Below are 24,163 nucleotides of genomic sequence, written 5' to 3'. Positions count from 1 at the left end.
CACTACCAGCAAAATGAAAACCCCTATGATAACCCGTTACGAGGACGGTGTGCATACTGACAAGCTATCAACCCGTTTTATGCTTCCTGAAGAGCAACCAGACAACTGGAAAAAAGTGCTGGCTGATTCAGTCACCGACCCTGAAGTATTGCTCAACATTCTGAATCTTCCAGACACTTTGTTGCCGGGGGCCATCAAAAGCGACAAGTCTTTTCGTATGCGGATTCCACGTCCTTTTATAGATCGGATGACCCGGGGTGACCAGTACGATCCTTTGCTCAGACAGGTTCTGCCTCTGGGTGAAGAGTGTGAGGAAGTCAGTGGGTTCAGTCTCGACCCTCTCGCAGAACAGTCTCAGAACCCGACCGAGGGCATTATTCATAAATATCAGGGAAGACTGCTTCTGATTATCAGCGGAGCCTGTGCCATAAACTGCCGCTTCTGCTTTCGGCGACATTTCCCTTATGAGGACAACCGGCTGGGCGGAGACAACTGGATGCAGGCGATAGAATACATTCGCACTCAGAACAGTATTCATGAGGTCATATTAAGTGGCGGAGATCCACTGGCTACCACGGATAGTCGCCTTGCTCGTATGGTAGAGACACTGTCCGATATACCCCATGTGAAAACGCTTCGAATTCATACCCGACTGCCTATTGTTATTCCCCAGAGAGTCACCAAAGAAATGCTTCATTGGTTTTGTGGCGGAAGGCTGAAACCCGTTATGGTGATTCACTGCAACCACGCCAATGAGATCGATGAACAGGTTGAACGAGCGCTGCAAAAGCTGAGACAAGCGGGTGCAACAGTATTGAACCAGACGGTGCTGCTTAAAGGCATCAATGATGACTCCGGATCACTGGCCGATCTGAGTCACACCCTGTTCAATGCCGGAGTTCTACCCTATTACCTGCATCTTCTGGACCGGGTTCAGGGTGCCGCCCACTTTGACGTAACGGAAGAAAGAGCCAAAGTGCTCGTTAACGAGCTGATGCAGAAATGTCCGGGTTACCTGGTCCCCAGGCTGGTCAAAGAAGTAGCAGGAGAAGCCAGCAAAACCCCCATACCGGTTAATTAGCCTGTCTGTCACGCTGGATTCTTTAAGCCCGTGATCTTAATATAAGAAATGGTCCTAAAGGATTTTTAACAGGCAGACAATCAGGATGATTTCATGGACGCGCAGAACGAAAGGATTCCGCTGCAGCTCCCGTCTCAGAGCCTGAACACTTTATCGTTCAGCCAGACCGATGTGCACGGAGTTCATCAATGGCTCAGTGAGCTGCCTAAAATTGATAGATCTTTGTCGTTTAAATCAATAGGGCAGGCACTGGAAGAGCTGGCTCGCCTCAAAGTACAGCCTTCTCTTCAGTGGTCTCTGGTTGAGCAATTCAGACCCGTCGTTTATTTTCTGGTTCATCAGAGTCAGAATCAGGTTCTGAAAGATATCATCACTTTTAACGATGCTCAGCAGGTAGAATACGATAATTGTCTGAAACTGCTGCTCAGACTGCTGAGAGTCTACAAAGTGATTGTGCGCAGCAGCCAGAACCAGGAGGATGCTTCCAGCCCTCTGGGCGCCGCATTGCACCGCTCACTGACTGAAAGTGCCTCCATTCTGCTCTTTACCTGTGAGTATTATCGACCTGCTCCCGAGCGGGTGTGGCTGGAAATGCACACCCTGTACTTTACTGCCCGCACACAAAATCTGGACACTTTCAGCCTAGAGGATGCCATCACTACCAAGGCCAGAAAACTGTCTCTTTCAGATCTGTATAAGCGTGCATTGCTACTCAGTCGCTCCCGATCCAACCAGCTGAGACCTCAGGAAATCCGACAGATTTTCAAGGCCCTCTGTCTCTGGGCACCGCACAGCAAACTCGAGCCGGTTGAAAATAGCCGGTCGCACTTTGTGGTCAATCTGGATTCCGATGAAGGGCTGCTCTTCAGCTCTCTATTGGAAGGAGAAAAAAATGATCACCTTATGGCTCTGGATTCCAGGCTGCTGACCGCGCACCTCAAAAAGCTGAGCGAATCGGTCTCGGAAGAAAAACCCGGAGCTCTGACAAAACGGGTCATTGATCATCTGGCAGCTGCATGGAGCCTTCCCGGGCAACGAAAACACCAACGTCAGACAAGCTCAGACAGCTGTGAAATCTGCTTTGGCTTCAGCGCTGTTCATTATTTCCTGCACGGCCAGCAGTCGTTTGATGAAATGGTTTCCGGACATATCGCCCATAACCAATCCGGTATGAGTAGCTTCTCTTCCAATGACAGTAGTGATGCCTGGTCCGAAGCCCATGACACCCATACGGATGAAGATACAAAGATGTCCACGAGCACTTCACCCATTCAATTTACCCGCTCAGGCAATCAGGGCTCTCTCTATCCCGTCTATGATTGCTCGATCATCAATACCTGCGCAGGGGGTTACTGCCTGAGCACCAGTGGTGATCTTGAACGCCAACTGCGAACCGGGGAGCTTCTGGCCGTCAGGGAAACCGGCCAGCAAAACTGGTTACTGGCCGCAGTCCGTTGGGTTCAGGTGAATAATCAAAAAGATCTGCTCATAGGTTTGGAACTTCTGTCTGCCTCAACAAAACCCTGTGCGCTTACGCCTCTGAAAAAAAACATGGACACCAGTCACTATCAGAGAGCTTTCCTTCTACCGGTCATGCCAGCCGTGAATGATATGCCCACCCTGATAACGCCCAGGGTCTCATTCAAAAGTGGACTGAAATTCACTCTGCTTCAGGGAGACAAAATCCGAAAAGGACAACTGCTGGAATGCATCTCCAGTTCACCAGGCTATAGACAGTTCAAATTTCGGCTGCTGGAAGATCAGTACTGATCGCTTCTATACTTTTTTCGATTCAACCCTGAAGATCGAAGCAGGGGCAATAAAGTGTTCAGCAACCATTCTTTGCAATATGTACTACCATTCATCTTCCTTCTGACAGGCTGTAGCACCACTCAGGAGGTCATGGATTCCTGGCACGGCCACCACGTAGAAGAAGCCATCAGTAATTGGGGAGCCCCCAGTTCCATGCTGGAACTGAAGAATGGTAATAAAGTTTATAGCTGGGTCTCTAACTGGGGCTCAGCCTACCTGATGAGCACTTGTCGACAGTCGTTTACTACTTCTTCCAAAGGCGTCATTCAAAACTGGCGATACACCGGTTGCCCGTACTGGCAATCGATATCGATGGATAAAATTAAAAAGATGTCGTCTGAGTGACACTTCCACCGTCGCCAGAACGCAGGAGGCGCCATGGTTAGCACTTAACGATGTTCAAAACTGATACCAGAACAATTCACTCGATATTCTGAACCTGTTCCCGCATCTGCTCAATCAACACCTTAAGATTAACGGCACTTTGTGTCAGACCTGCGTTGATGGATTTTGAGGACAGCGTATTGGCTTCCCGGTTGAGTTCCTGCATCAGGAAGTCAAGTCGGCGCCCGATAGCTCCTTTCTTGCCCAGGGTGTGTTTAACTTCAGAAACATGGGTCGACAAACGATCCAGCTCTTCATCGACATCCATTTTCTGAGCCAGAAACACTAATTCCTGTTCCAGTCGATCCGGGTCCAGTTCAGCCTTGGCTTCTTTCAGACGATCCATGATTTTTTGTCTTTGGGACTCCAACAAATCAGGGAGAACAGAACGCACGCTCTCTACTTCTTCGGTCACGCCTTGCAGCCTTAAACGGATGAACTTCTCCAACTCGCCCCCTTCTCTGCGACGGAAATCCGACAGCTGTATCAGAGCCTCTTCAAAGGCTTTGATAACCGCCGCATGAACCGAAGCCATATTGGTCTCTTCATTGTCCATAATGCCGGGCCATTGCAAGACCTCCAGAGGATTTACGCCGGAAGCATTGATGAAGTAGGTTTCAACTTTGTTGACCACTGACTGCAGAGCTTCCAGGGCCGATTCATTGACGTTCATCTGCTGCTGACCTTCTGCCAGTTGCAGCTTTAATGAACATTCGACCTTACCCCTGTGCAGATGCTTTCTCAATGCTTCTCGCAATGCAGGTTCTAGTTCCCTGACAGCTTCTGGCAGACGAAAATGAGGCTCCAGGTAGCGATGATTGACTGAACGAATTTCCCACACCAGACTGCCCCAGCCCTCCTGGACCTGAGTGCGGGCAAATGCCGTCATACTGGAAGTCATAAGTATCCCTGTAAAAAGAACCGTCAGCCACATCGGCTGAGCATAAATTACTGCACTGAAAAGCAACCGCCCCGAGTGCCGCCTTTGAAGATGTCGGAATCCTGATCAACCCGGATCAGGAAGCAGAACGGGAACCACCCGGTATTTTTTCAGAGCGAAAGTTTGTGGTCCGGTGTTGCAGGATACATCAACAGCAAGCAGTATCAAGCCTCGATCAACTTCCGGCCATTAATGGTTATTTTATGGCAAACATAGAGCCCAACGTCGGCGTTGGTTATAATTCCGCTTTTAATATTCCCGGCGGTAGAAGGTAAGACAATGCGGCGTCCTAGTGGAAGAACTGCGGATCAGTTACGCAACATCAAAATCACTCGTGAGTACACCATGCACGCTGAAGGATCAGTGCTGGTTGAGTTTGGCAACACCAAAGTGATCTGCACAGCGTCTGTCGACAGGTCAGTCCCCCGATTTCTTAAAGGTTCCGGACAAGGCTGGGTGACCGCCGAATACGGTATGCTGCCCCGATCAACCACAGATCGCATGGGCCGCGAAGCCGCCAGAGGCAAGCAGGGTGGCCGCACTCTGGAAATTCAGCGTCTCATTGGCCGCTCACTGCGTGCTGCTGTTGACCTGAAAAAACTGGGCGAGAATTCCATCACCATCGACTGTGATGTTATCCAGGCAGACGGTGGTACCCGTACAGCCTCTATTACCGGTGCCTGCGTGGCTCTTGTTGATGCGATCCGCCATATGCAAAGGAAAAAGATCATCAAGAATGATCCATTCCTTCAGTTGATTGCTTCTGTTTCTGTAGGTATTTACAAAGGCAGCCCGGTTCTTGATCTGGATTATCCGGAAGACTCCAACGCTGAAACCGATATGAACGTTGTCATGACAGAAGAGGGTGGTTTCATTGAAATTCAGGGTACCGCTGAAGCAGCACCGTTCAGTCAAAACGAGATGACAGCCATGTTAGCTCTGGCTAAAGCAGGCATTAATGACCTGGTTAACCTGCAGAAAGAGGCTCTGGCAGAATAAACCGCTTGATCCAGACCGCCTGCCGGTCTGGCACAACCCGATGGGACGAAAGGATATTGATAACCGACAGCCTGGCAGCTATCTGTTAAATGCGAGACAGTCTGCGAGAATGCAAAAATCCTGTCGAATCACAAAAGAGCACATCGAAAGGGCAAGACCTTTTGATGTGAACCGGGATGATTTCCCAAGCCCTGCGACTGACATCTGCCCTTTCATGAGTGAAGACACAAAAAACACACTTATTTTCTTGATCTATCCTTCCTCTCTGTTAACCAGAAGGTAAGGATAGAATTATTAAACACTTACTCTTTTTGGCACTGCTGTTACTGACGTTGTCTGTCATCTGCCAGGCTAAACCCTTGACAAAACATTTTGTTATCGAGCTTGAACGGAATGCAGATTTTTCAAACCAGAACTTTTTGATAAAGCTTGACCGACGAACATTGTCAGGCAACCCGTCTGAGATTGCCGACACAAACGGCTATACAGAACCCGATTCACAGACTGATAAAAAACGACACAAACCTGACAGTTACTGGATAAAAAAAACCTCTCAGTGCCCAACCCCTTATTCATGGCTGCTTCTAGAAGCGGTTATCACTGTCGGCTGGCTTTTAAAAAACTATTGGAACCCCGACTCATCGCTGTTTAACCCAATTGAAGGACAGGAGACGGGTCAAAATCCCCCGTTTGCGATCACCACTATGATGCCTGGCACTGAACAGGACCAACCACAATATCAGTCATCACAATCACCGGGCCAGAATACCTCACAGGCCACTACTCATATTACAGGCTATTACAGCGGCCTACTGTATTCTGACACTGGCGGCGGTAATGAAGACCCTGGACAATCCTTCCATACCTTGGGTTTAAATTGTTTTGTCTATCCCTGTGACGATGTTTGTCGATTCCGACAATCTTCCGACCCATCCAATAGCGTAAACGGGGTCGCCTCAGATGGGGTTGCCTCAAACTCAATGGTTTCAGAGGCAGCCGATACAACTCCCCCTGTCGGACAAGCAACCTGCAACGTGATTCTGATAGGAGATGACGGCCAGCTGCGACAATGCGGGAGGGTTTCCAAGAATAAAAAATCACTTCTTTCTCACAAAAGCAAATACCACACCGGGCAAAAAACCTGCGACTTAACTTTAGTCGGGGAGGATGGTCAGCTTGAGCCATGCGGAATGGTCTGCCAGAATGCTAAAGCCCTGTCGAGTCACAAAAGGTACGTCCACACCAGGCAACAAACCTGTTATGTCAACGTGTTTGGAGAGGATGGTCGGCCTTACCCATGCGGGAAGGTGTGCAAGAATGCTCAAGTCCTGTCGAATCACAAAAACCAATATCACACCGGGCAAAAAACCTGTGACGTAAGAGTCGTCGGGGAAGCTGGCCAGCTGCGGCCATGCGGAATGGTCTGCCAGAATGCACAAGTCCTGTCGAATCACAAAAGGTACGTCCACACTGGGCAACAAACCTGTTATGTCAACCTGGTTGGAGAGGATGGCCAGCTTTACCCATGCGGGAAGGTGTGCAAAAATGCTCAAGCCATGGCGAATCACAAAAACCAATATCACACCGGGCAAAAAACCTGTGACGTAAGAGTCATCGGGGAAGATGGTCAGCTGCGGCCATGCAAAATGGTCTGCAATAATGCCAAAAAATTGGCATCTCACAAATTCAGAGTTCACAGCGGGCAACAGACCTGTTACACGACCGTGGCCGGAGAGAATGGCCAACTGTACCCATGCGGGAAGGTGTGCAAGAATGCTCCATCCATGGCGAATCACAAAAACCGGTATCACAGCGGGCAAAAAACCTGTGACGTAATAGTCGTCGGGGAGGATGACCAGCCGCTGCCATGTGGAATGATCTGCAAGAATGCTAAAGCTCTGTCGAATCACAAAAGTTGCGTCCACAGCAGTCAACAAATCTGCGATGCAACCGTTACCGGGGAAGATGGCCAGCAGCGACTGTGCGGGAAGATCAACAAGCATGCGCTAGCCCTGTCGAATCACAAAACCAAATACCACACCGGGCAAAAAACCTGTGACATAATGTTAGTCAGCGAGGATGGGCCGTCAAGACCGTGCGGAATGGTCTTTCCGAATGCACAAGCTCTGTGGAATCACAAAAGAATCCACACCGGACAAAAAACCTGTAACCTGACAGTATTCGGGATGGATCGCCAGCCACGGCCATGCGGGTGGGTCAGTCAGAATGCTAAAGCCCTTTCGAATCACAAAAGAATTCATCGAAAACGCAAGCCTGTTGATGTGAACCAGGATAATGACCTCATCCCTTGAACTGATACCCGCCCTTTAATGGGAAAGACAAAAAAAACACACTTATTTTCTTGATCTATCCTTCCTCTCTGTAGATCAGGAGGCAAGGATAGAATTATTAAACACTCACTCTTTGCGACACTGCTGTTACTGTCGTTGTCTGTCGTCTGCCAGTCTAAACCTTTGACAAGACGTTTCGTTATCGAGCTTGAACAGAATGCAGATTTTTCAAATCAGAACTTTTTGATAAAGCCTGGCCGACAAACATTGTCAGGCAACCCGTCTGACATTATCGACACAAACAGCTACAAAGAAGGTGCAGATCAGCTCTCCAGCTCCCAGTCAAAATCGATGATGACCGGCGCGTGACTGGAGAAAATCTGGTTTTTGTAGATACCACCATTCAAGACACTGTGACGCATCCCGGCCGTGATGATCTGATAATCAATACGCATGCCCAGATTATCATGACGCAGAAACTCATCCTGCCACCAGCTGTATTTGCCAGACTCACGATCCACTTCACGATAAGCATCAAAGAAGCCCATATCACCCAGCAGACCTTCCATCCAGCCACGTTCAGCAGGCTGAAAACCGGAAACTTCTTCAGAATCGCGCCAGTTGGCCACATCAATCTTGCGATGAGCAATGTTCCAGGTACCCGCCATAATGAATTCACGGCGCTTGCGACGCTGTTTGTTCAGATGATGGGAGTAATTGTCCAGAAAGCGATACTTGAAGTTCTGGCTGGCAGCATCATGACCTTCAGGCACATGCATGCTGGCAATACTGATCTTGTCAAAGTCAGCCTGAATATAACGCCCTGTTTCGTCCGCCTCGGAAAAACCAAGCCCGCTGATAATAGCTTTGGGCGCCTGACGTGTATAAATGGCTACACCGCCACAATCTTTCCTGTCATAACCACCGTATGCATAACAGAAATGTCCTTTGAGCTGATACTGGTCTTCTTCCATTGCAAACTCATCCTCACGAATGTCCTGCAAACAGATGACATCGGCATCCTGGTCCATCAACCAGCCAAACAGACCTTTTTCACGCGCGTTTTTTATGCCTTCGCAATTAAAGCTGATAACTCTCATTATTGACTACACCTTACCTGAACCAGACCTGGCCCGGCATAAAGCAAACTACCTGATTGAACTGTCGACCTGAGTCAACAGTCATTAAAACAGGCTTAATCCTGCATCTGCCTCACGCCAATGAGGGTGTTGCAAAAGTAGCGACAAAGCCGAGACAGGGAAAAAAAGTGGCAAAAAGCGAAGTTTACAAGGAGTAAATGAGCATTTTGAATCACCTTTTAACGCAGTATCAGCCAGGCACAGCACTTTTGCGACGGCCTCCAATGACTTGGGAATCGACTCATAACCTGAATAGTCACAGGTCTCTCTCCATAACCAGAGCATTGCTTCCCGGATCCGGGACCAGCCTTATACAGCCCTGATTAAACCCTGGAAATGACTTAATAGTTAAAAGTGCTGCATTTCCAAGGTAAAAGTTCAACTACACAGAGTACAGGAAAAGAGGGAATTTTAACTGAAGAATGATACAGGGTTGTCGCCGATATGTTTATCCGCATAAATGCTGCAACAGCTTCTCAAAATATCAGAGCAGTGCACTGTCGTCAGGCATCAAAACATCACTTTGGCTTTTTTTCATTTAAAGACACTACTTTCGAGAATAGCTGCACCCATGGATAGTTGGCAAAGGTATTTTCAAAATTGAGGGTTCCCATACAGTTTACTGACCTTCTTACTTAAGGCTAAACACAGAATTACAAACTCACTGTCGTAAGAATAGCGTTCAGCATTTCCGATCCATTTTATGGGGTTTTATAAAAGCCTCCTACAGGTTGACGGTTCGTCCTGCTGCAAGCGGCGCCAGTGACCCAAACTTTATTTGACCGGAATCATGTAAATCGCTTCAGAGCCTGCATGAGAAGAATTTTCGCGGTAAAATAAAGCTACCTTTTTTCGAATAAGCACTTGATAGATCATGCTCGATTATCAGAGAGAATTTCTAGACTTCGCCCTGCAAGAACAGGTGATTCGCTTCGGTGAGTTTACCCTCAAATCTGGCAGAAAATCGCCCTACTTCTTTAATGCCGGCCTTTTCAACACTGGCGAAGCCATCAGTAAAATGGGGCAGTTCTATGCTCACGCCCTGGTCAATTCTGGTATTGAGTACGATATTCTTTTTGGTCCGGCCTACAAGGGCATCCCTCTGGCCACTACCACTGCAGTAGCATTATCTGAGCATCACAACCTCAATACGCCCCTGTGTTTCAACCGCAAGGAAGTTAAAGAACACGGCGAGGGAGGCAATATCGTCGGAGCCCCCCTTGAAGGTCGTGTCATTATTGTGGATGACGTGATCACAGCGGGTACTGCTGTTCGTGAAGTTATGGAAATTATTGATCAGAGCCCTGCCAGTCCGGCGGGAGTCATGGTTGCTCTGGACCGTCAGGAAAAAGGCAAGGGCGAACTGTCAGCCATCCAGGAAGTTGAGAGAGATTTTTCCATCCCTGTGGTCAGCATTGTCACACTGAATGACCTTTTGTCGTATGCCGAAGAGAATAAAGATATAAAGATGTATGCCCCTGCCATCAGGGAATACAGGGAACGTTACGGAGTCTCATAACAATCTCTGGCATCAGAAATAAGCGGCTCTCTTCGATCATGCCGGCCTGTTTCGCTGCTTTGACAGTCTCTTGCGCCAGTCTAAACGCAGACGGCTGTCAAAGCAGCAAGGGCGATCACTGAGTCGCCCACTGACACATCGTGCTTATCTGAAGACGACGGTTGCAAGCACTTCCCATTGTGCGAGCCACTGCTCAGTTGGCTTCCGTTTGAACTCACTGCGCACGTACTGGCAAATACGTCCTTCAGCAATGGAGAGCAACATATTAGCCATAGCACCCGGAGTAGCTTGAGGTCTCAGCCCCTCACTTAATTCAGCACCTCTCAGGACCTGCTTGATCTGGGTTTCCAACCGGTCAAACAGTTTGAAGACTCTCTGTCTCAGGCGATCAGGCTCTCCAGCCAGAGCATCACCTGTGAGAATACGAGTCAAACCAGGGTTTTTCTCACAGAAACCCAGCAGAAGTTGCAGCATCATGCCGCAGCGTCGCAAAGCCTGTTGCTCTTCTTCCATTATCAAATTAACCCTTGAGAACAGAGTATCTTCTATGAACTCTATCAGTCCTTCAAACATCTTGGCCTTGCTGGGAAAGTGGCGGTAAAGCGCTGCTTCAGACACCCCCACTTCTCTGGCCAGAGACGAGGTAGTAATCCTCTCCCCGGGGGCATTTTCCAGCATATGAGCCAGTGCCTGCAGAATTTGATCCTTTCGGGAAAACTTTCTGGTTTTATCCATTACTTCTCGACACACTCTTACTAAGTCCGTGAAAAAATTTTCAGCCTCCAAACAGCCTTGAGCCGAAAATGCCGCTGACCTCTGACTGTAAAGATCACTGTCTCTTTTCTCAGAGGCTGTTCACGCATGACCGCCAGTAATCAGGGTACCCACACCCTGATCGGTCAGAAGTTCCAGTAGCAGGGCATGGGGAACTCTTCCATCAATGATATGAGCCCGGTTTACCCCATTACTGACTGCACTCAGGGCACACTGGATTTTTGGTAGCATACCGCCATAAATCGTGCCATCAGCAATCAGCTTCTCAACTTGCACGGAATCCAGTCCGGTCAACAATTCACCGTCTTTACTGAGTAGCCCCGGAGTGTTAGTCAGCAGTAACAGCTTTTCCGCATTCAGAGCTTCTGCAAGATGACCCGCTACCAGATCGGCATTGATATTATAAGACAGACCCGAATCATCACCACCGATAGGTGCAACTACAGGAATGAAGTCCGAGTTCTGTAGCATCTCAACAATACCGGTATCGATGGACTCCACTTCACCCACATGGCCAATATCTATGATTTCCGGTGCAGACATTTCCGGTGTCTTATGAGTCACTTGCAGACGACGTGCCCGGATGAAGCGACCATCCTTACCGGTGACACCCACTGCACGACCACCGTTGTTATTTATCAGCGTGACTATTTCCTTGTTGACCAAACCACCGAGCACCATCTGGACAACATCCATGGTACTGGAGTCTGTCACCCTCATTCCCTGCACGAAGCGGGTTTCCAGATTCAGGCGTTTCAGCATGGACCCGATCTGAGGGCCGCCCCCATGAACAACAACAGGATTGATGCCCACAGCTTTCAGCATGACGACACCCTGGGCGAAGGCATTTTTAAGCTCTTCACTCTCCATAGCATTGCCACCGTACTTGATGACTATGGTTTTACCTGCAAAACGCTGTAAATAAGGCAGAGCCTCTGTGAGCACCCGGGCCCGATCATGCAATGGCAGTTGGGTTGCTTTATCCATCAATACTCCTCACAAAACACAATCAGCCGAAAAAATACCAGAGCAAAAGTTCGACTCTTTATGACACTTTCGGCTCAGGCACTGGCTCGCATTGCCGATACTGATTTATCGAGTTCCAGAATGACCAAAGCCACCGACACCGCGATCAGTTTCATCAAAGCTGTCAACAATATCCAGTTTGGCCTGAACCACCGGCACCAGCACCAGCTGAGCAATGCGCTCACCGGGCTCGATGGTGAAAGTCGAACGACTCCGGTTCCAACAGGAAACCATCAGCTGCCCCTGATAATCAGAGTCAATCAAGCCCACCAGATTACCCAGGACAATACCGTGCTTATGTCCCAGCCCGGAACGAGGCAGGATCATGGCAGCCAGAGCAGCGTCTTCAATATGAATGGCCATACCGGTAGGCAGCAGCTCGGTCTGCCCCGGCTCCAGTGTTAACGGCTTTTCCAGCATAGCTCTGAGATCAATCCCTGCAGAGCCATCCGTTGCATAGGCTGGCAAAGGGAATTCAGAACCCAGTCGTGTATCAAGAATTCGGGTTTTCAGTGCTTTCATTGGTCACCTGACGTGTTTTTGTATTCTCTTTCCCATTTGCCAAAACGACGCGCGACAATTTTCAGAATCTTTCTGGACAGAACGGTCTTGGAAGCTCTTGGTATGGGCTCTTCAAAATCTTCACCCAGAATAGTCACTTCATTATTGTCACTACTGAAACCTATTTCATCATCTGACACGTCGTTGGCAACAATCAGGTTCAGTTTCTTGCGACGCAGTTTGTCTATTGCATAACCCAGAACATTTCGGGTTTCTGCCGCAAACCCGATAACGAAAGGAGGTTCTTCCAGATCGGCCACCGATGCAACGATATCCGGATTCTTGACTAACCTGATCTCCAGCGTTTCAGAAGGATCGTCAGGGTTCTTCTTGATCTTGTCTTTCTCGATTTCAACTGGACGATAATCACAGACCGCTGCACAGCCAATAAAGATATCAACCCCTTCGATGTTATCCAGAACAACCTGTTGCATATCTCTGGCACTGATGACATCAATGCGCTCAACCCGGTCGGGTGTTTCCAGGGCAACCGGGCCACTGACCAGTTTGACCGATGCACCGGCTTCCACGGCCGCGACCGCCAGAGAGTATGCCATTTTTCCAGAGCTGTAGTTGGAAATAAACCGCACCGGGTCCAGAGCTTCCCGGGTAGGTCCGGCGGTAATCAGAACATTCAGGCCACTCAATACATCATGTTGAAACATTTCAGCGGTATGCCGGGCAATCAGTTCAGGGTCCAGCATTCGGCCCGGACCAATATCACCACAGGCCTGACTGCCATCGTCAGGCCCGAAGATGCTAACGCTGCGCTCTTTTAACAGTTCTATATTCTGCTGTGTGCTCTGGTCACGCCACATGCCCTGATTCATGGCAGGGGCCAGACAAATAGGAGCGCTGGTCGCCAGACAGAGTGTGGTCAACAGGTCATCGGCCTGACCGCTTGTGAGTCGGGCAATGAAGTCGGCTGTGGCCGGAGCCACCAGCACCACGTCAGCCCAGCGGGCCAGTTCAATATGGCCCATTCCGGCTTCAGCTCTGGCATCCAGCAGATCCAGGTGGACCGGATTGAGGGAAAGGGCCTGAAGCGTCAGAGGCGTGATGAATTCACAGGCAGCTTTGGTCATGACCACCCGGACATCCGCATCCCATTTGCGAAGCATGCGAATCAGCTCGGCACTCTTATAGGCAGCAATGCCACCTGTTACACCGAGCAAGATCCGTTTATTTCTTAAACGTTGCATAGTAGGCCTATGTTCGATAAATAAAGGGGATTTCTCAATTCCTTTAAACCTTTGGGTCTATTTTCGGGCTATTTTAATTTATAAGGCAGGCATTAGATAGATGACCTTGATCAGTCATTGTCTGCCAGATTCTTCTGGACTCATCTTTAGACTTTGAAGGCGTCCATTTTGCGTAAACTTCATTGATCATTTTTGTGTTCTTGTGGCCAAGCTGAGTCGCCAGCGGTAACTTTCAAGCCTGTTTGAAGTAGGCATGCTTTTTTACCGGAAGTGACTCCCTGGTTATCGAACTATGCGATCAAGCTGACCATCTTCCCTCTGTCGCCTAACGACGACCAGGTAGACAGCACCAGTCAGTTTCTCAAGTGGGCCCATGAGAACCATGACCCGCTTATGCTTTGCTGCCAGTGGAAAAAAACGTTTGGGAGCTGAAGCTCTGGGCGACAACAGAATCAATTCCAGAACATTAAAGGTATGCCCTATCCGAAGTAGCATAAGATTCAGCATTTATGAAACTTGATCTGGACGAACATGACACTGGCCACTATAAGTAGTGCACAAATCTGAAAGTAGCACTTAATAATTTCAGAGACTGTGAAGTAGATGCATTCCTTAAGAAATTTTTTAATGCTTGTTCTCTTGATTCAAATCAAAATGGTGTAGCTCTTTATGCGCTTGTTTATTTTTTTAGTTTTCAACTTAAGTTTGACAATCAGCACAGGATACGCTGACGTATGTCCAATTTGTCTGCATGAAATTAACAGTAGTCAGCAAAGTACCAGCCTTTGCTGCGGACATGATTTTCATAAGGATTGTATAGATACATTACGATCAACTCATCAGGATCTATTATGCCCGGTTTGTAGGCGGCGAGCACGAGTACATCATGGTGCAAGTTCAGCAGATCATAAAACTTGTATTGAGCAAGAACCTCTGTCACAGGCACTTACCAGACCAGAGTCTCAGGCATCAATGATTGTTGCACTACAAAGGGGTCCGGCAAGTCCAAAATTTTTAGTTTTTGCAGCTCCATTCGTAAAATCACAAGAACATTACCCAGCAAGAGACGATATCAGCAGAGTATTATACCAAAAATTATCTACTTTGTTTTTTCAGCGTTTATCTGAGTTAAGCGAAGACGATCATTCGAAATTTGAAAAAGGTCTTGAAGAGCTCACGGATTTTCTAAATGAGCCAACAGAGACTCAGATAGAGCCAAAGACGGAAACACAATAACAGCTGGTTTTATTGAGAGTATGCTGCCTGATTAAGTCGAGCCGTCAAAGGTGGTGTCGGGTGAGCGTCAGCGAGTCCCAGACAATGCTGTTATTATGTTGCATTCGCACTGAGTTAAAAGCGATGTGCATAGAGACGTACACTGGCAGAGTGTTACTGGAATTCTTAGATAAACATATAAATGGGAACCCGTTTTTTTACATGAAATTGGGCAGGATGAAGGATGAGCCCAGATCTTTTTGGGGACAGAAATTTAATAACCCTGCTCACTTGCACGGAAGACTGACCAGACTCGATTCAGCAGCACCGAAGACATCTGCTGGAATTTTTTGTTATGCATTCTTTCAATACTGTTTTCTTGACTAACAAATCATAGAAACTTATTCCACATAAGAAGCTCTAAGTATTTATATGGAAATTACTATGGATAGTTTGATTATGAAAAGTTTGTTTTTTTTGTTCATCACTTTTATTACGATGAACTCTGCATTAGCCCAAAATGATATGGTTTTAGTTATTACTGATACTAGTTATGCATCTTCACTTGAAAAAGAGCTAGAGGTTTACAAAAATGACCTTGAATCAGAAGGTTGGAATGTTAATTTTCTTTTTAAAGATAAAAGATATTATTCATATAGCGAATTCCATAAAGAATTAGTCTTACAACATTCAATGCAAAAAATGAAAGGTGTAGTCTTAATTGGCAATTTCCCATATGAAGATGATCATTTAATCAGTTGTAGTGAGTGCACTTTTGCTAATTCATTTTTTTTCTCGATAAAACCAGATTTTTGGGTGAGCCGTATCGATCCTAGCCTGGTAACAAATCTAGATAACGTAGCGCTGCTTAAGAATTACTTTAAGCGGAACCATGAATATCGAAAAAGCAACTATTATTGGAATAACCATATCAATGTAATATCATCAATTGAGTCTTACCTTGATACACTTGATTACTATGCACATGCTTTATATTCCTTGGGAAGTTATTTACCCAATGTTGTTTATAGTACGGATGATTTTTGGAAAGCTGTGAATGCATCTAACGCAACCATAACTGAAATTAACGTTCATGGTAATAGGGATTTAATTTCTGTAAATAATCAGCATATTAAAGCTCTAGATATCCTTTACAATTCCCATTCAAAAAGCAGCTTTATTGATCTTTATTCTTGCCACGGCGGATTTCCAGATAAGAACAATATTGCATCTGCATTTCTTTTTTCCCCATATAGTAGAGTGTTGGCTGTTTCAGCAAGGTCTCATCTTGCAAGCGCAATTAGTCAAGTACATGCACATTATGTGAACTCAATGAATATGGTCATAGGTGAAAGTTTCATAAAAAATTATTCTTGGGCAAACCATGCTCTTCCGTACTACAACGGTAGAATTTTATTAGGTGACGGAACTTTAAAGCTGGAAAAATAATTATTTTATGGCGCTGAATGCATAACCGCAGAACTGACCGGCAGCGGCTGTCCCCGTCAAGTGGGATCTTGCGGGCGAGTGAGCCAATGACCACAAAGCCCTCTGGTTTCAGAGATACGGTAACGGAAATGGCTCGTTCCCATACTTTTAGGCCCTGTGGGTCCAAGTGTGGGAACGAGATAAGCTTACATCTGCAAAGGCTTTCCGATATTCATAGAAACTCCCAGAGCCTTAAACACAGCCAAAAGGGTTTTTAGATTTGGATTACCTTCTTCACTTAGCTAACGATAGAGGCTATCACGGGATAAATCAGGGAATTTTTCGGATTTTATTGTGTCTGAAATAACACCAACTTAACAGTCGATACTTCTGACCTTATGACTCATCAACCTCAGGACACAGCCATTAAAGCACTTCCGGTAGAGGAACGCCCCAGGGAAAAGTTGATCTCCCGGGGGCCTGCCGTATTGAGTGATGCCGAGCTACTGGCCATTCTGCTACGTACCGGCTACAAAGGCACTCATGTGCTGACTCTTGCTAACCAGCTGATTCAGCGCTTTCAGTCGTTAGATGGTTTGCTTTGTGCAACACCTGCGCAATTACAAGCTTTAAAAGGACTTGGGAAAGCGAAGGCGACTGAACTCAGTGCCATTCTCGAAATCTGCCAGAGAGTACTCTCAGAAAAAATGTCTGAGCAGAGCACGATCAACTGCCCGGATGCCACCCGTCAATACCTTCAGCTCCATTTCAGGGGCTGTCAGAGAGAAGAGTTTGCCTGCCTGTTTCTGGACACCCGTCACCGGGTTCTGGCTTTGGAAACCCTCTTTCAGGGCACACTCGATGCAGCGCCTGTCTACCCCAGAGAGGTGGTAAAAAGAGCCCTTGAACTCAACGCGGCGGCGGTTATAGCCAGCCACAATCACCCATCAGGTGATCCGCAGCCCAGCCAGGCTGATATAAGAATTACCGAAGCCCTCAAGAAAGCACTGGCCCTGGTGGATATCAGGCTACTGGACCACATTATTATTGGCAAAGGTGTGTCGGCTTCTCTGGCCGAGCAAGGCCTTATGTGAATCTGGCAAGCGATGGGTATAATGATGGGTATAATGCTGAAGAGATCCAATAGACTTCCTGCAACACAGATACGTGATAATCAGATACCCTGACACCGCAAATATCGATTTTTACCACTACAGATTCTGTTCAAATCTGTGGATAATTCAGACCGCGCCCCTTGAAGAACTGACTCTTTCAGTTTTTCAGGAGCCAGTAAGGAGAAGGCTTTCGAGCCAACAGGCGGAAAACGCCTATAGCGCCCAACTTGCACCAAAGCCTTGACTTTGGTATAAAGCGCGGTCTTTGTATATGGGTAGCTGCTGAGAGTTCTGACTCTTAACATTGGGCAGACCTGCCCGAAAAAGAATAACGGAATCCTCCGGCCTCATGGCTGGGTTTTTTTGGTTTGAGAGGCCACTACTATGTCCAAAGTTTGTCAGGTTACCGGCAAGCGCCCGGTTACCGGAAACAACGTTTCCCACGCGCACAACAAGACCAAGCGTCGTTTCGTGCCAAACCTGCACCACAAGCGTTTCTGGGTAGAGAGCGAGAAGCGTTTCGTTCGCCTGCGTATATCCGCTAAAGGCATGCGCATCATCGACAAGAAAGGTATCGACACCGTTCTGTCCGAAATGCGTGCTAACGGTCAAAAAGTTTAAGATAGCGGGAGCAATAAGTCATGGCTAAAGGTATTCGTGAAAAAATCAAGCTGGTTTCATCAGCTGGCACAGGTCACTACTACACCACGACCAAAAACAAGCGTAACACTCCAGACAAGCTGGTGTTCAAAAAGTACGACCCTGTTGTACGCAAGCACGTTGAATATAAAGAGTACAAGATCAAGTAAGATCCTGAGCTCTTTCCGGCCCGATGCTCTGTCGGGCCCATTTTTCCTCCACAGCTTCTTCTTACGTTCAAATACATTACGATTTAATATAACCTGCAACTACTCTGTAACCGAGTTGTCTATTTTGGACCAGTTTGGTCAACCCTCAATCCACCATACATTCCAAACGTTCCAATACTTACTATCTGGAGTAGTGTCAAAAGAAAAAGACAAGAAAGCCTTTCTCCCAGCAGATCAAGCAAACGGTAGCTTTATGATAAAAGAAATCCGAGTAGAAGACTGGAAAAGCTTCGAAAGCTCGACCCTTTACATAGACCCTCTCACAGTTCTCATCGGCACCAATGCCAGTGGTAAGTCCAATGTACTGGACGCCTTACTATTTCTGAACCTCAGTGCATCAAGTGTGCCTTTGAATGTTATTCTTCAGGGAGACAGTAATTTCCCGGGATTGCGTGGCAGCGTAGACTGGGTATGTCGTTCGGGTACAAAACAGTTTGCCTTGGAAGTAAAAGCCTCTGGAAGCAATGAACTCATTGATTATATTTACAGGCTCGAAGTCAATATTGAGGGCTTACCACAAATTGCCTCAGAAAGCTTGAGACGAGTGAAGTACAGACCACGAGCCCAAGCCATCTCCTCAGATATATTTTTATTCAGAACTGATGATTGCGGACTTGATGCACCTGCTATTACAGCCCGTCTCTACAACAGAAAACAAGGTAAACCCAGACCCTCGACACGACAATCCACTATTTTGAGTCAGCTACACCCGGAAGCATTCTCTCAAAATCTGAGTAAAGATATTACCGATGGGGTTGAAGCCGTTATCGGGGCACTAACAAGTATTTTTATTCTTGACCCTATCCCATCTCACATGAGGAATTATGCCCCCTTGTCAAAAGATCTGGATAGCGATGCAGCCAACATGGCCGGAATCATTGCGGCTCTTGATGTGCAACAAAAACAGTACATTGAAGAGACATTGACGAAGCATGTCAGTTTATTGCCAGAAAAGGACATTGGTCGGATATACTCTGAAACTGTTGGCCGTTTCAAATCCGATGCCATGTTATATTGTGATGAGTTCTGGGGCGACAAGAAGGTTTCCGTTGATGCCAGAGGTATGTCAGATGGTACATTGAGGTTTTTGGCCATACTGGTTGCCTTACTCACCCGCCCCGAGCACAGCCTTCTGGTAGTAGAAGAAATTGATAATGGTCTTCATCCTTCAAGATCCAATGTCCTTTTGAGCGTTTTGAGGTCTATTGGGGAACAACGTCATATCGATATCCTGGTGACCACACACAATCCAGCACTATTGGATAGCCTGGGACCGGAAATGACGCCTTTTATCACGATAAGTCATCGTGATAGTGAGACAGGGCACAGTCGTCTGACTCTTCTGGAAAATTTATCGAAACTCCCCAAACTGCTTGCTATAGGTCCTGTTGGCACTCTTTCAAGCCAGGGAAAGCTTGATGTCTTTGCTGGTTCGTTACCTGTCCTGATGTCAGAGAGCACTGCCCCGACGGCGGTGCTAACCGCCATATCAACTCAATGTACTTCGGTAATCGAGCCAAACCGGGAATAGCGCCCGCAACGGGGACACTTAAGTTCGTCAGACTCTTGGCCGATAACGGCCTTATGGATCTTGAAACCTTTGCCAGCCTCTTCTCAGGCTCACCGTTCAAACCCTTGTTACGACATCGTAATGCCGTGTTGAATGCACTTTTGCACCTCAACCGAGAACTTCAAGGTTTTGTGTATGAAAACACGCCGATCCCTTCCAGCAAGCCCTGGATCAAAGAACTCCCACATCAGCTTAAAGCCATGGAGCAAGAGGTGCTGTCCCGGTTGCAAAAACCATCGCTGACGGCTCAACCCAGGGAAGTAATCGCAGATACACTGCAGGCACAGAGCCAGCTCGCCCATCAGATCTTTCGACTTTCAGAACGACTAAGCTACCGCCCCCTTCGATTGCCAGCCGAAATGATTATTCCGCTGAATAACCTGACCGGGCACTTTGGTAAGACGGCGAATCAATTAAAGCAGGCCGCCATCAAATCAAATGAACTCAGCAAGAGCGGATTCAGAAAGCAGCACAACAAATCTCAAGGTTGCTACAGGAAAAGTCTGGCCTGTGATGTCGATGAGCTCAGAAAGGCCTGTCACGAAATTCGTGAACAAACCTGTCTGACGGAAAGCGAAATAGATCCTGTGGATGTCGCCCTGCTGTTTCTGATTCTGGACGACATCAGTGATCTGTCTTTATGGATGCGTTCTCTGATAACTCATCTGCAAGCCTGATAAAACCCACTGGCAGATACTATTACCATCATCAACAACTACTCACTTTCAATAACACATTCAATCCGCTTTTTACCGGTACGATCCAGATAGTCCTGAAAATCTTTGGGCAGGCGCCCTGTTGTTGAACCGAACCAACGCACCGTGTCTCCGGAGTTTGTCTGAAACTCAAAGTTATGTTTGGAGACGTTTCTCTTACGCTTGCCTTCCTTGCCTACCTCTTGCAAAAGATTCAGATCAGACATCGAAAGACCTTTGGCCTCCATGACTTTCTTGATCTCTTCTACGCTCTGAAGCTTTTGTTTTCTTTTTATATCAGCGGCTTCTTTTTCCTGATTTTTTTCTTCCAGCACCTCATTCAACCGGTTAATGATGCGCTCCATCTCATCCATACCCATATCCTTGAAGAGAGAACGGATTCTGGTTTTACTACCCAGACGATGCAGAAGTTCATCAAATATATTCATCATCAGACCTCAGTGTATCAAACAAATGCCGTCAGCTTGTGAAGGCACCATTCAGCGTTCACCATAAAACGTGATAAGTCGTTTAATTCTAGGGCGACCCCGACTCATTCGCCAACGATTAGTATCTCTCAGGCTATACACACAGCCACAATACTCCTGTTGATAGAAATGCTCATCTTTGGAAATTTCAATCATTCTTGAAGCGCCACCCTGTTTGCGCCAATTAACAGTCCAGTACGTCAGGTCCGGATACCGACCGGCAGCTTCAACGCCGCAGCGATTGATTTGCTCAAGGTTCTTCCAGCGAGAAATACCCAATGTACTGGAGATGAGATTAAACCCATGTTCAAAAGCATACAACGCTGTTCTCTCAAAACGCATCGAAAAGCATATTGAACATCTTTCTCCACGCTCCGGCTCGTCCTCGTAACCCTTGACACGATCAAACCAGTTTTCAGTATCATAGTCGGCATCAATAAAGTTGATGTCATTTTTTTCACAGTAACGCTTGTTCTCTTTTTTCCTTAACTCATATTCTTCCAGAGGATGAATGTTAGGATTATAAAAATATACCGTCTGCTCAAAACCAGAGGCTTTAATGGCACTAATGATTTCGCAGGCGCAAGGTGCACAACAAGAATGCAATAAAATTCTCCTTGAGCCGTTGGGAGACTTCAGGACAGGCCTTTGATAGTTATCTACAGAGTAAGGTGAATTCATAATGTGGATACCTGAATCCAGTCGTAATCATCAGTTAAATAGCAAACGCGTCAATTGAGAAATGCTTTTTTCTTATATCCATGAGTTAAGATGAGTTCAACGCAGAAAACCTCCAGACATCTTAGCTAACGTCAAGATACCAAACCATAGACAACTACCAAAGGCTTCGTGTCTATGGCCAATGTATTCTGTAATGTCGATGATTTCTGCCTGAGTTTTGCAACCGGGCAGCATAAGCAACTCGTCTGCGACGCCAATAGAGCAAAAGTGATATATCAAAACTGTCGCTCACTGAAATAATGACCATCATCATCTATTTCCATCAGGGTGCCTTTCGGGAGTTCAGGCATTACCAACAGGTTTGTCATTTATTGATTCAAGGCCAATCATCGATCGAAGACCTGCAGCAGGCCTTGTTGAGGAGTCCAATAAAAGACATTTTTATTCAAATGGCCTGAACAGGAGAATGGATACCCATGCACAACGTGGGGGCCAGAACCACGGATCAAAAGAGGCGGGATATACCCTCACGCAGGGGTTCATCTTCCACCCTAAGTTCGGTGATTTTCACATCTACAACATCATCCTGTTCATTATCAGAGACGGTCATCACATAGTCGCCATCAGCGCTGAAGCTGGCTGACAAGACTTGACCGTGATGGGAAATGATCGCTTTTACTAACCAGGTTCCATCGGGCATCTGACCACAGATTTTCGCCGTGCCGTCATCACTGGCAGTCACCACATGTCGACCATCAGTGCTGAAGGTCGCTGAATAGACCCTGCTCTTATGAGAAACGGTCAATTTCTCCTGCCATGTTCCGTCGTCCTTCAAGCCATAGATTTTCGCCGTGCCATCACCACTGGCAGTCGCCACATGCCGACCATCAGCGCTGAAGGTCGCTGAATAGACCCTGCTCTTATGAGAAATGGTCATTTTCTCCTGCCATGCTCCATCGTCCTTCAGGCCATAGATCTTCGCCATACCATCATAACCGGCAGTCAACACATGGCCGCTATCAGTGCTGATGATAAGTGATAGAATCGAGTGAACATGGGAAATGGTGCCTTTTTCTTCCCATAACCCATCGTCATTCTGACTAGAGATTTTCGCAAAATTATCGACAGCAGTGACCAGGTGGCGGCTATCGGGGCTGAAGCTGGCTAACTTGTCTGACCTCCTGTGGCGGATGCTGGCTTTTGGTTGCCATGATCCGTCAATCTCCAGGCCATGGACTTTCACATTTTGATCTTTACTGGCAGTCACCACAAGGCGGCTATCGGCGCTGAAGCTGGCCGAACTGATTGAATAATTGTGCCGAATGATGGCTTTTGGTTGCCATGAGCCATCGTCCTCCAGGCCGGAGATTTGCGCTGTCTGATTACGATCGCCACCGATGGTCACCATATGGCGACCCTGGGCGCTAAAGGTCGCTGAATGAAAGAAATTCTGATTGGGAATCATGGTTTTTTTTACCCATGTACCATCGGCTTCCAGACCGCTGACTATCGCCATGCCATCTTGACTGTTGGTTACCAAATAGCAACCATCAGGACTGAAGGCGGCTGAATGGACAGCGTCCTCATGAACAGTAATGACTTCTCGTTCCCATGAACCATCGGCCTTTTGACCATAGATTTGCGCTCTGCCGTCGTAATCGAAAATAACCACACGGCGGCCATCGGCGCTCAAGCTGGCATCAAATGATGTATCCTCCTGATTAATGACGACTTTTGGTTTCCATGATCCATCGGCCTCCAGGCCAAAGATTCTCGCCGTGCCATCCTGACTGGCAGTCACCGCGTGGCTGGCATCAGCGGTGAAACTGGCCGAGTTGACGCGGCTATCATGTGAAATAGTGGCTTTTGTAGCTAATTTGAAGGTTCTAGTTTGAGACTTTCGTTCGGTATTAGTGAAATGAAGCAGAGGAGGTAAATGAGGATCGCTCCGGTGTTGTATCAGTGATTCGATTAAATCTTTATCGTTTATAAACCGCTCCATCCAACAACGGAGCTGATCGTCATCTTTTGAAGTGATGATTGTGTTAAGTAGAAGCTGGTGTGATGAAGGAAAACTGCGATACCATGCCTTTGCCAGCGCATTATCTTCTTGAATGACTTCTCGAAAGTAGCTGGATACCTGTTTTAAACGGGCAATATCTCTAAGCCTCAAACAGCCAATAATTTTCAAATGTGTGTCAACGGACAAATTGAGTAGTGAAGGTTCACTCTCGTCAGATACACTGATATTTCTGCCCTCACTGACACCCGTTGGAGCTTGCGCCAATATAGACTGATAGAGTTCTGGTGGAGGTGAACCACTGGTGGTGCCGTTATTTTCTAGTCCATTCATGTTCGGAATCCTCAAAGTCAG

23 protein-coding genes are annotated in these 24,163 nt (G+C 47.1%); 13 read left to right on the top strand and 10 right to left on the bottom strand.

Translation table 11 applies throughout. The annotated features are described in order from the left end of the window. The first annotated feature begins 25 nt into the window (after positions 1-25). The 3 genes from epmB to ACOMHB_RS01385 all read left to right on the top strand — a co-directional run bounded on the left by epmB (position 26) and on the right by ACOMHB_RS01385 (position 3,238). On the top strand, positions 26-1,081 hold the full coding sequence (gene epmB / locus ACOMHB_RS01395; protein ID WP_448215194.1) for an EF-P beta-lysylation protein EpmB: 1,056 nt from the start codon (positions 26-28) through the stop codon (positions 1,079-1,081). Between the two features lie 93 nt (positions 1,082-1,174). Continuing rightward, the gene (locus ACOMHB_RS01390; protein ID WP_448215193.1) at positions 1,175-2,851 is read left to right on the top strand and encodes a hypothetical protein; all 1,677 of its coding nucleotides are present in this window, start codon (positions 1,175-1,177) and stop codon (positions 2,849-2,851) included. A 132-nt stretch (positions 2,852-2,983) separates the two neighbouring features. Next, complete coding sequence (locus tag ACOMHB_RS01385; protein ID WP_317144109.1) at positions 2,984-3,238, top strand: hypothetical protein; 255 nt, start codon at positions 2,984-2,986, stop codon at positions 3,236-3,238. A gap of 76 nt (positions 3,239-3,314) precedes the next feature. Here the strand turns inward: ACOMHB_RS01385 and ACOMHB_RS01380 are convergent, their stop codons facing one another. Further along, on the bottom strand, positions 3,315-4,178 hold the full coding sequence (locus tag ACOMHB_RS01380) for a YicC/YloC family endoribonuclease (protein WP_448215192.1): 864 nt from the start codon (positions 4,176-4,178) through the stop codon (positions 3,315-3,317). 318 nt (positions 4,179-4,496) lie between these two features. Between ACOMHB_RS01380 and rph the strand changes: the two genes are divergently transcribed. Next, positions 4,497-5,216: a ribonuclease PH gene (gene rph, locus ACOMHB_RS01375; RefSeq protein WP_448215191.1), complete on the top strand. Its 720-nt coding sequence runs from the start codon at positions 4,497-4,499 to the stop codon at positions 5,214-5,216. A 359-nt stretch (positions 5,217-5,575) separates the two neighbouring features. Beyond that, positions 5,576-7,528, top strand: coding sequence for a hypothetical protein (locus tag ACOMHB_RS01370; RefSeq protein ID WP_448215190.1), 1,953 nt, complete (start codon positions 5,576-5,578; stop codon positions 7,526-7,528). Between the two features lie 302 nt (positions 7,529-7,830). Here the strand turns inward: ACOMHB_RS01370 and ACOMHB_RS01365 are convergent, their stop codons facing one another. Continuing rightward, entirely contained in the window at positions 7,831-8,607 is a 777-nt protein-coding gene (locus tag ACOMHB_RS01365) for an exodeoxyribonuclease III (protein ID WP_448215189.1), read from the bottom strand. 913 nt (positions 8,608-9,520) lie between these two features. On the opposite strand from ACOMHB_RS01365, the gene pyrE reads away from it, so the two are divergent. Then, positions 9,521-10,165 (top strand): orotate phosphoribosyltransferase, encoded by a 645-nt coding sequence (pyrE, locus tag ACOMHB_RS01360; protein WP_448215188.1) that lies wholly within the window; start codon positions 9,521-9,523, stop codon positions 10,163-10,165. Between the two features lie 144 nt (positions 10,166-10,309). Here pyrE and slmA read toward each other — a convergent pair whose 3' ends face one another. The 5 genes from slmA to ACOMHB_RS01335 all read right to left on the bottom strand — a co-directional run bounded on the left by slmA (position 10,310) and on the right by ACOMHB_RS01335 (position 14,223). Beyond that, on the bottom strand, positions 10,310-10,900 hold the full coding sequence (slmA, locus tag ACOMHB_RS01355; protein WP_422136201.1) for a nucleoid occlusion factor SlmA: 591 nt from the start codon (positions 10,898-10,900) through the stop codon (positions 10,310-10,312). Between the two features lie 120 nt (positions 10,901-11,020). Further along, positions 11,021-11,926, bottom strand: coding sequence for an acetylglutamate kinase (gene argB / locus ACOMHB_RS01350; protein WP_448215187.1), 906 nt, complete (start codon positions 11,924-11,926; stop codon positions 11,021-11,023). 105 nt (positions 11,927-12,031) lie between these two features. After that, a complete protein-coding gene (gene dut, locus ACOMHB_RS01345) occupies positions 12,032-12,487 on the bottom strand; it encodes a dUTP diphosphatase (protein WP_317144117.1) in 456 nt (151 codons plus the stop codon). Continuing rightward, a complete protein-coding gene (coaBC, locus tag ACOMHB_RS01340; RefSeq protein WP_448215186.1) occupies positions 12,484-13,728 on the bottom strand; it encodes a bifunctional phosphopantothenoylcysteine decarboxylase/phosphopantothenate--cysteine ligase CoaBC in 1,245 nt (414 codons plus the stop codon). Before coaBC ends, dut begins: the two co-directional genes overlap by 4 nt. Before the next feature lie 282 nt (positions 13,729-14,010). Next, positions 14,011-14,223, bottom strand: a complete 213-nt coding sequence (locus ACOMHB_RS01335) for a hypothetical protein (RefSeq protein ID WP_448215185.1) — start codon at positions 14,221-14,223, stop codon at positions 14,011-14,013. Positions 14,224-14,397: 174 nt separating this feature from the next. Here ACOMHB_RS01335 and ACOMHB_RS01330 point away from each other — a divergent pair, with 174 nt between their 5' ends. The 7 genes from ACOMHB_RS01330 (at position 14,398) to ACOMHB_RS01300 (ending at position 20,602) form a co-directional block, all read left to right on the top strand. Next, complete coding sequence (locus ACOMHB_RS01330; RefSeq protein ID WP_448215184.1) at positions 14,398-14,964, top strand: RING finger protein; 567 nt, start codon at positions 14,398-14,400, stop codon at positions 14,962-14,964. A gap of 423 nt (positions 14,965-15,387) precedes the next feature. Then, entirely contained in the window at positions 15,388-16,392 is a 1,005-nt protein-coding gene (locus ACOMHB_RS01325) for a hypothetical protein (protein WP_448215183.1), read from the top strand. A gap of 377 nt (positions 16,393-16,769) precedes the next feature. Beyond that, entirely contained in the window at positions 16,770-17,465 is a 696-nt protein-coding gene (gene radC, locus ACOMHB_RS01320) for a RadC family protein (protein WP_422136194.1), read from the top strand. Positions 17,466-17,870: 405 nt separating this feature from the next. Then, entirely contained in the window at positions 17,871-18,107 is a 237-nt protein-coding gene (gene rpmB / locus ACOMHB_RS01315; protein ID WP_422136193.1) for a 50S ribosomal protein L28, read from the top strand. Positions 18,108-18,127: 20 nt separating this feature from the next. Next, on the top strand, positions 18,128-18,295 hold the full coding sequence (gene rpmG, locus ACOMHB_RS01310) for a 50S ribosomal protein L33 (RefSeq protein ID WP_034834535.1): 168 nt from the start codon (positions 18,128-18,130) through the stop codon (positions 18,293-18,295). A gap of 124 nt (positions 18,296-18,419) precedes the next feature. Continuing rightward, a complete protein-coding gene (locus tag ACOMHB_RS01305; protein ID WP_448215182.1) occupies positions 18,420-19,886 on the top strand; it encodes an AAA family ATPase in 1,467 nt (488 codons plus the stop codon). Between the two features lie 53 nt (positions 19,887-19,939). Beyond that, complete coding sequence (locus tag ACOMHB_RS01300) at positions 19,940-20,602, top strand: hypothetical protein (protein WP_448215181.1); 663 nt, start codon at positions 19,940-19,942, stop codon at positions 20,600-20,602. A gap of 38 nt (positions 20,603-20,640) precedes the next feature. Here ACOMHB_RS01300 and ACOMHB_RS01295 read toward each other — a convergent pair whose 3' ends face one another. From ACOMHB_RS01295 to ACOMHB_RS01285, 3 genes are all read right to left on the bottom strand, one after another. After that, positions 20,641-21,072, bottom strand: a complete 432-nt coding sequence (locus ACOMHB_RS01295) for an H-NS family histone-like protein (RefSeq protein WP_448215180.1) — start codon at positions 21,070-21,072, stop codon at positions 20,641-20,643. A 48-nt stretch (positions 21,073-21,120) separates the two neighbouring features. Then, complete coding sequence (locus ACOMHB_RS01290) at positions 21,121-21,789, bottom strand: epoxyqueuosine reductase QueH (protein WP_448215179.1); 669 nt, start codon at positions 21,787-21,789, stop codon at positions 21,121-21,123. A gap of 505 nt (positions 21,790-22,294) precedes the next feature. Then, positions 22,295-24,142, bottom strand: a complete 1,848-nt coding sequence (locus ACOMHB_RS01285) for an F-box/WD repeat-containing protein (RefSeq protein WP_448215178.1) — start codon at positions 24,140-24,142, stop codon at positions 22,295-22,297. Positions 24,143-24,163 lie beyond the last annotated feature (21 nt).

It is taken from the genome of Endozoicomonas sp. 2B-B (assembly GCF_053470045.1).
The sequence above is the reverse complement of the archived record's forward strand: the minus strand, read 5'-3'. Positions and strand labels throughout refer to the sequence as shown.

Excerpts from the sequence above, each read along its gene's own strand:
- rpmG (WP_034834535.1), top strand. The coding sequence starts at position 18,128 with ATGGCTAAAGGTATTCGTGAAAAAATCAAGCTGGTTTCATCAGCTGGC.
- slmA (WP_422136201.1), bottom strand. The coding sequence starts at position 10,900 with ATGGATAAAACCAGAAAGTTTTCCCGAAAGGATCAAATTCTGCAGGCA.
- argB (WP_448215187.1), bottom strand. The coding sequence starts at position 11,926 with ATGGATAAAGCAACCCAACTGCCATTGCATGATCGGGCCCGGGTGCTC.
- ACOMHB_RS01390 (WP_448215193.1), top strand. The coding sequence starts at position 1,175 with ATGGACGCGCAGAACGAAAGGATTCCGCTGCAGCTCCCGTCTCAGAGC.
- radC (WP_422136194.1), top strand. The coding sequence starts at position 16,770 with ATGACTCATCAACCTCAGGACACAGCCATTAAAGCACTTCCGGTAGAG.
- coaBC (WP_448215186.1), bottom strand. The coding sequence starts at position 13,728 with ATGCAACGTTTAAGAAATAAACGGATCTTGCTCGGTGTAACAGGTGGC.
- rph (WP_448215191.1), top strand. The coding sequence starts at position 4,497 with ATGCGGCGTCCTAGTGGAAGAACTGCGGATCAGTTACGCAACATCAAA.
- dut (WP_317144117.1), bottom strand. The coding sequence starts at position 12,487 with ATGAAAGCACTGAAAACCCGAATTCTTGATACACGACTGGGTTCTGAA.
- epmB (WP_448215194.1), top strand. The coding sequence starts at position 26 with ATGATAACCCGTTACGAGGACGGTGTGCATACTGACAAGCTATCAACC.
- ACOMHB_RS01330 (WP_448215184.1), top strand. The coding sequence starts at position 14,398 with ATGCGCTTGTTTATTTTTTTAGTTTTCAACTTAAGTTTGACAATCAGC.
- ACOMHB_RS01385 (WP_317144109.1), top strand. The coding sequence starts at position 2,984 with ATGGATTCCTGGCACGGCCACCACGTAGAAGAAGCCATCAGTAATTGG.
- ACOMHB_RS01365 (WP_448215189.1), bottom strand. The coding sequence starts at position 8,607 with ATGAGAGTTATCAGCTTTAATTGCGAAGGCATAAAAAACGCGCGTGAA.
- ACOMHB_RS01300 (WP_448215181.1), top strand. The coding sequence starts at position 19,940 with ATGGATCTTGAAACCTTTGCCAGCCTCTTCTCAGGCTCACCGTTCAAA.
- ACOMHB_RS01285 (WP_448215178.1), bottom strand. The coding sequence starts at position 24,142 with ATGAATGGACTAGAAAATAACGGCACCACCAGTGGTTCACCTCCACCA.
- pyrE (WP_448215188.1), top strand. The coding sequence starts at position 9,521 with ATGCTCGATTATCAGAGAGAATTTCTAGACTTCGCCCTGCAAGAACAG.
- ACOMHB_RS01290 (WP_448215179.1), bottom strand. The coding sequence starts at position 21,789 with ATGAATTCACCTTACTCTGTAGATAACTATCAAAGGCCTGTCCTGAAG.
- ACOMHB_RS01335 (WP_448215185.1), bottom strand. The coding sequence starts at position 14,223 with ATGCTACTTCGGATAGGGCATACCTTTAATGTTCTGGAATTGATTCTG.
- ACOMHB_RS01295 (WP_448215180.1), bottom strand. The coding sequence starts at position 21,072 with ATGATGAATATATTTGATGAACTTCTGCATCGTCTGGGTAGTAAAACC.
- rpmB (WP_422136193.1), top strand. The coding sequence starts at position 17,871 with ATGTCCAAAGTTTGTCAGGTTACCGGCAAGCGCCCGGTTACCGGAAAC.
- ACOMHB_RS01325 (WP_448215183.1), top strand. The coding sequence starts at position 15,388 with ATGGATAGTTTGATTATGAAAAGTTTGTTTTTTTTGTTCATCACTTTT.
- ACOMHB_RS01380 (WP_448215192.1), bottom strand. The coding sequence starts at position 4,178 with ATGACTTCCAGTATGACGGCATTTGCCCGCACTCAGGTCCAGGAGGGC.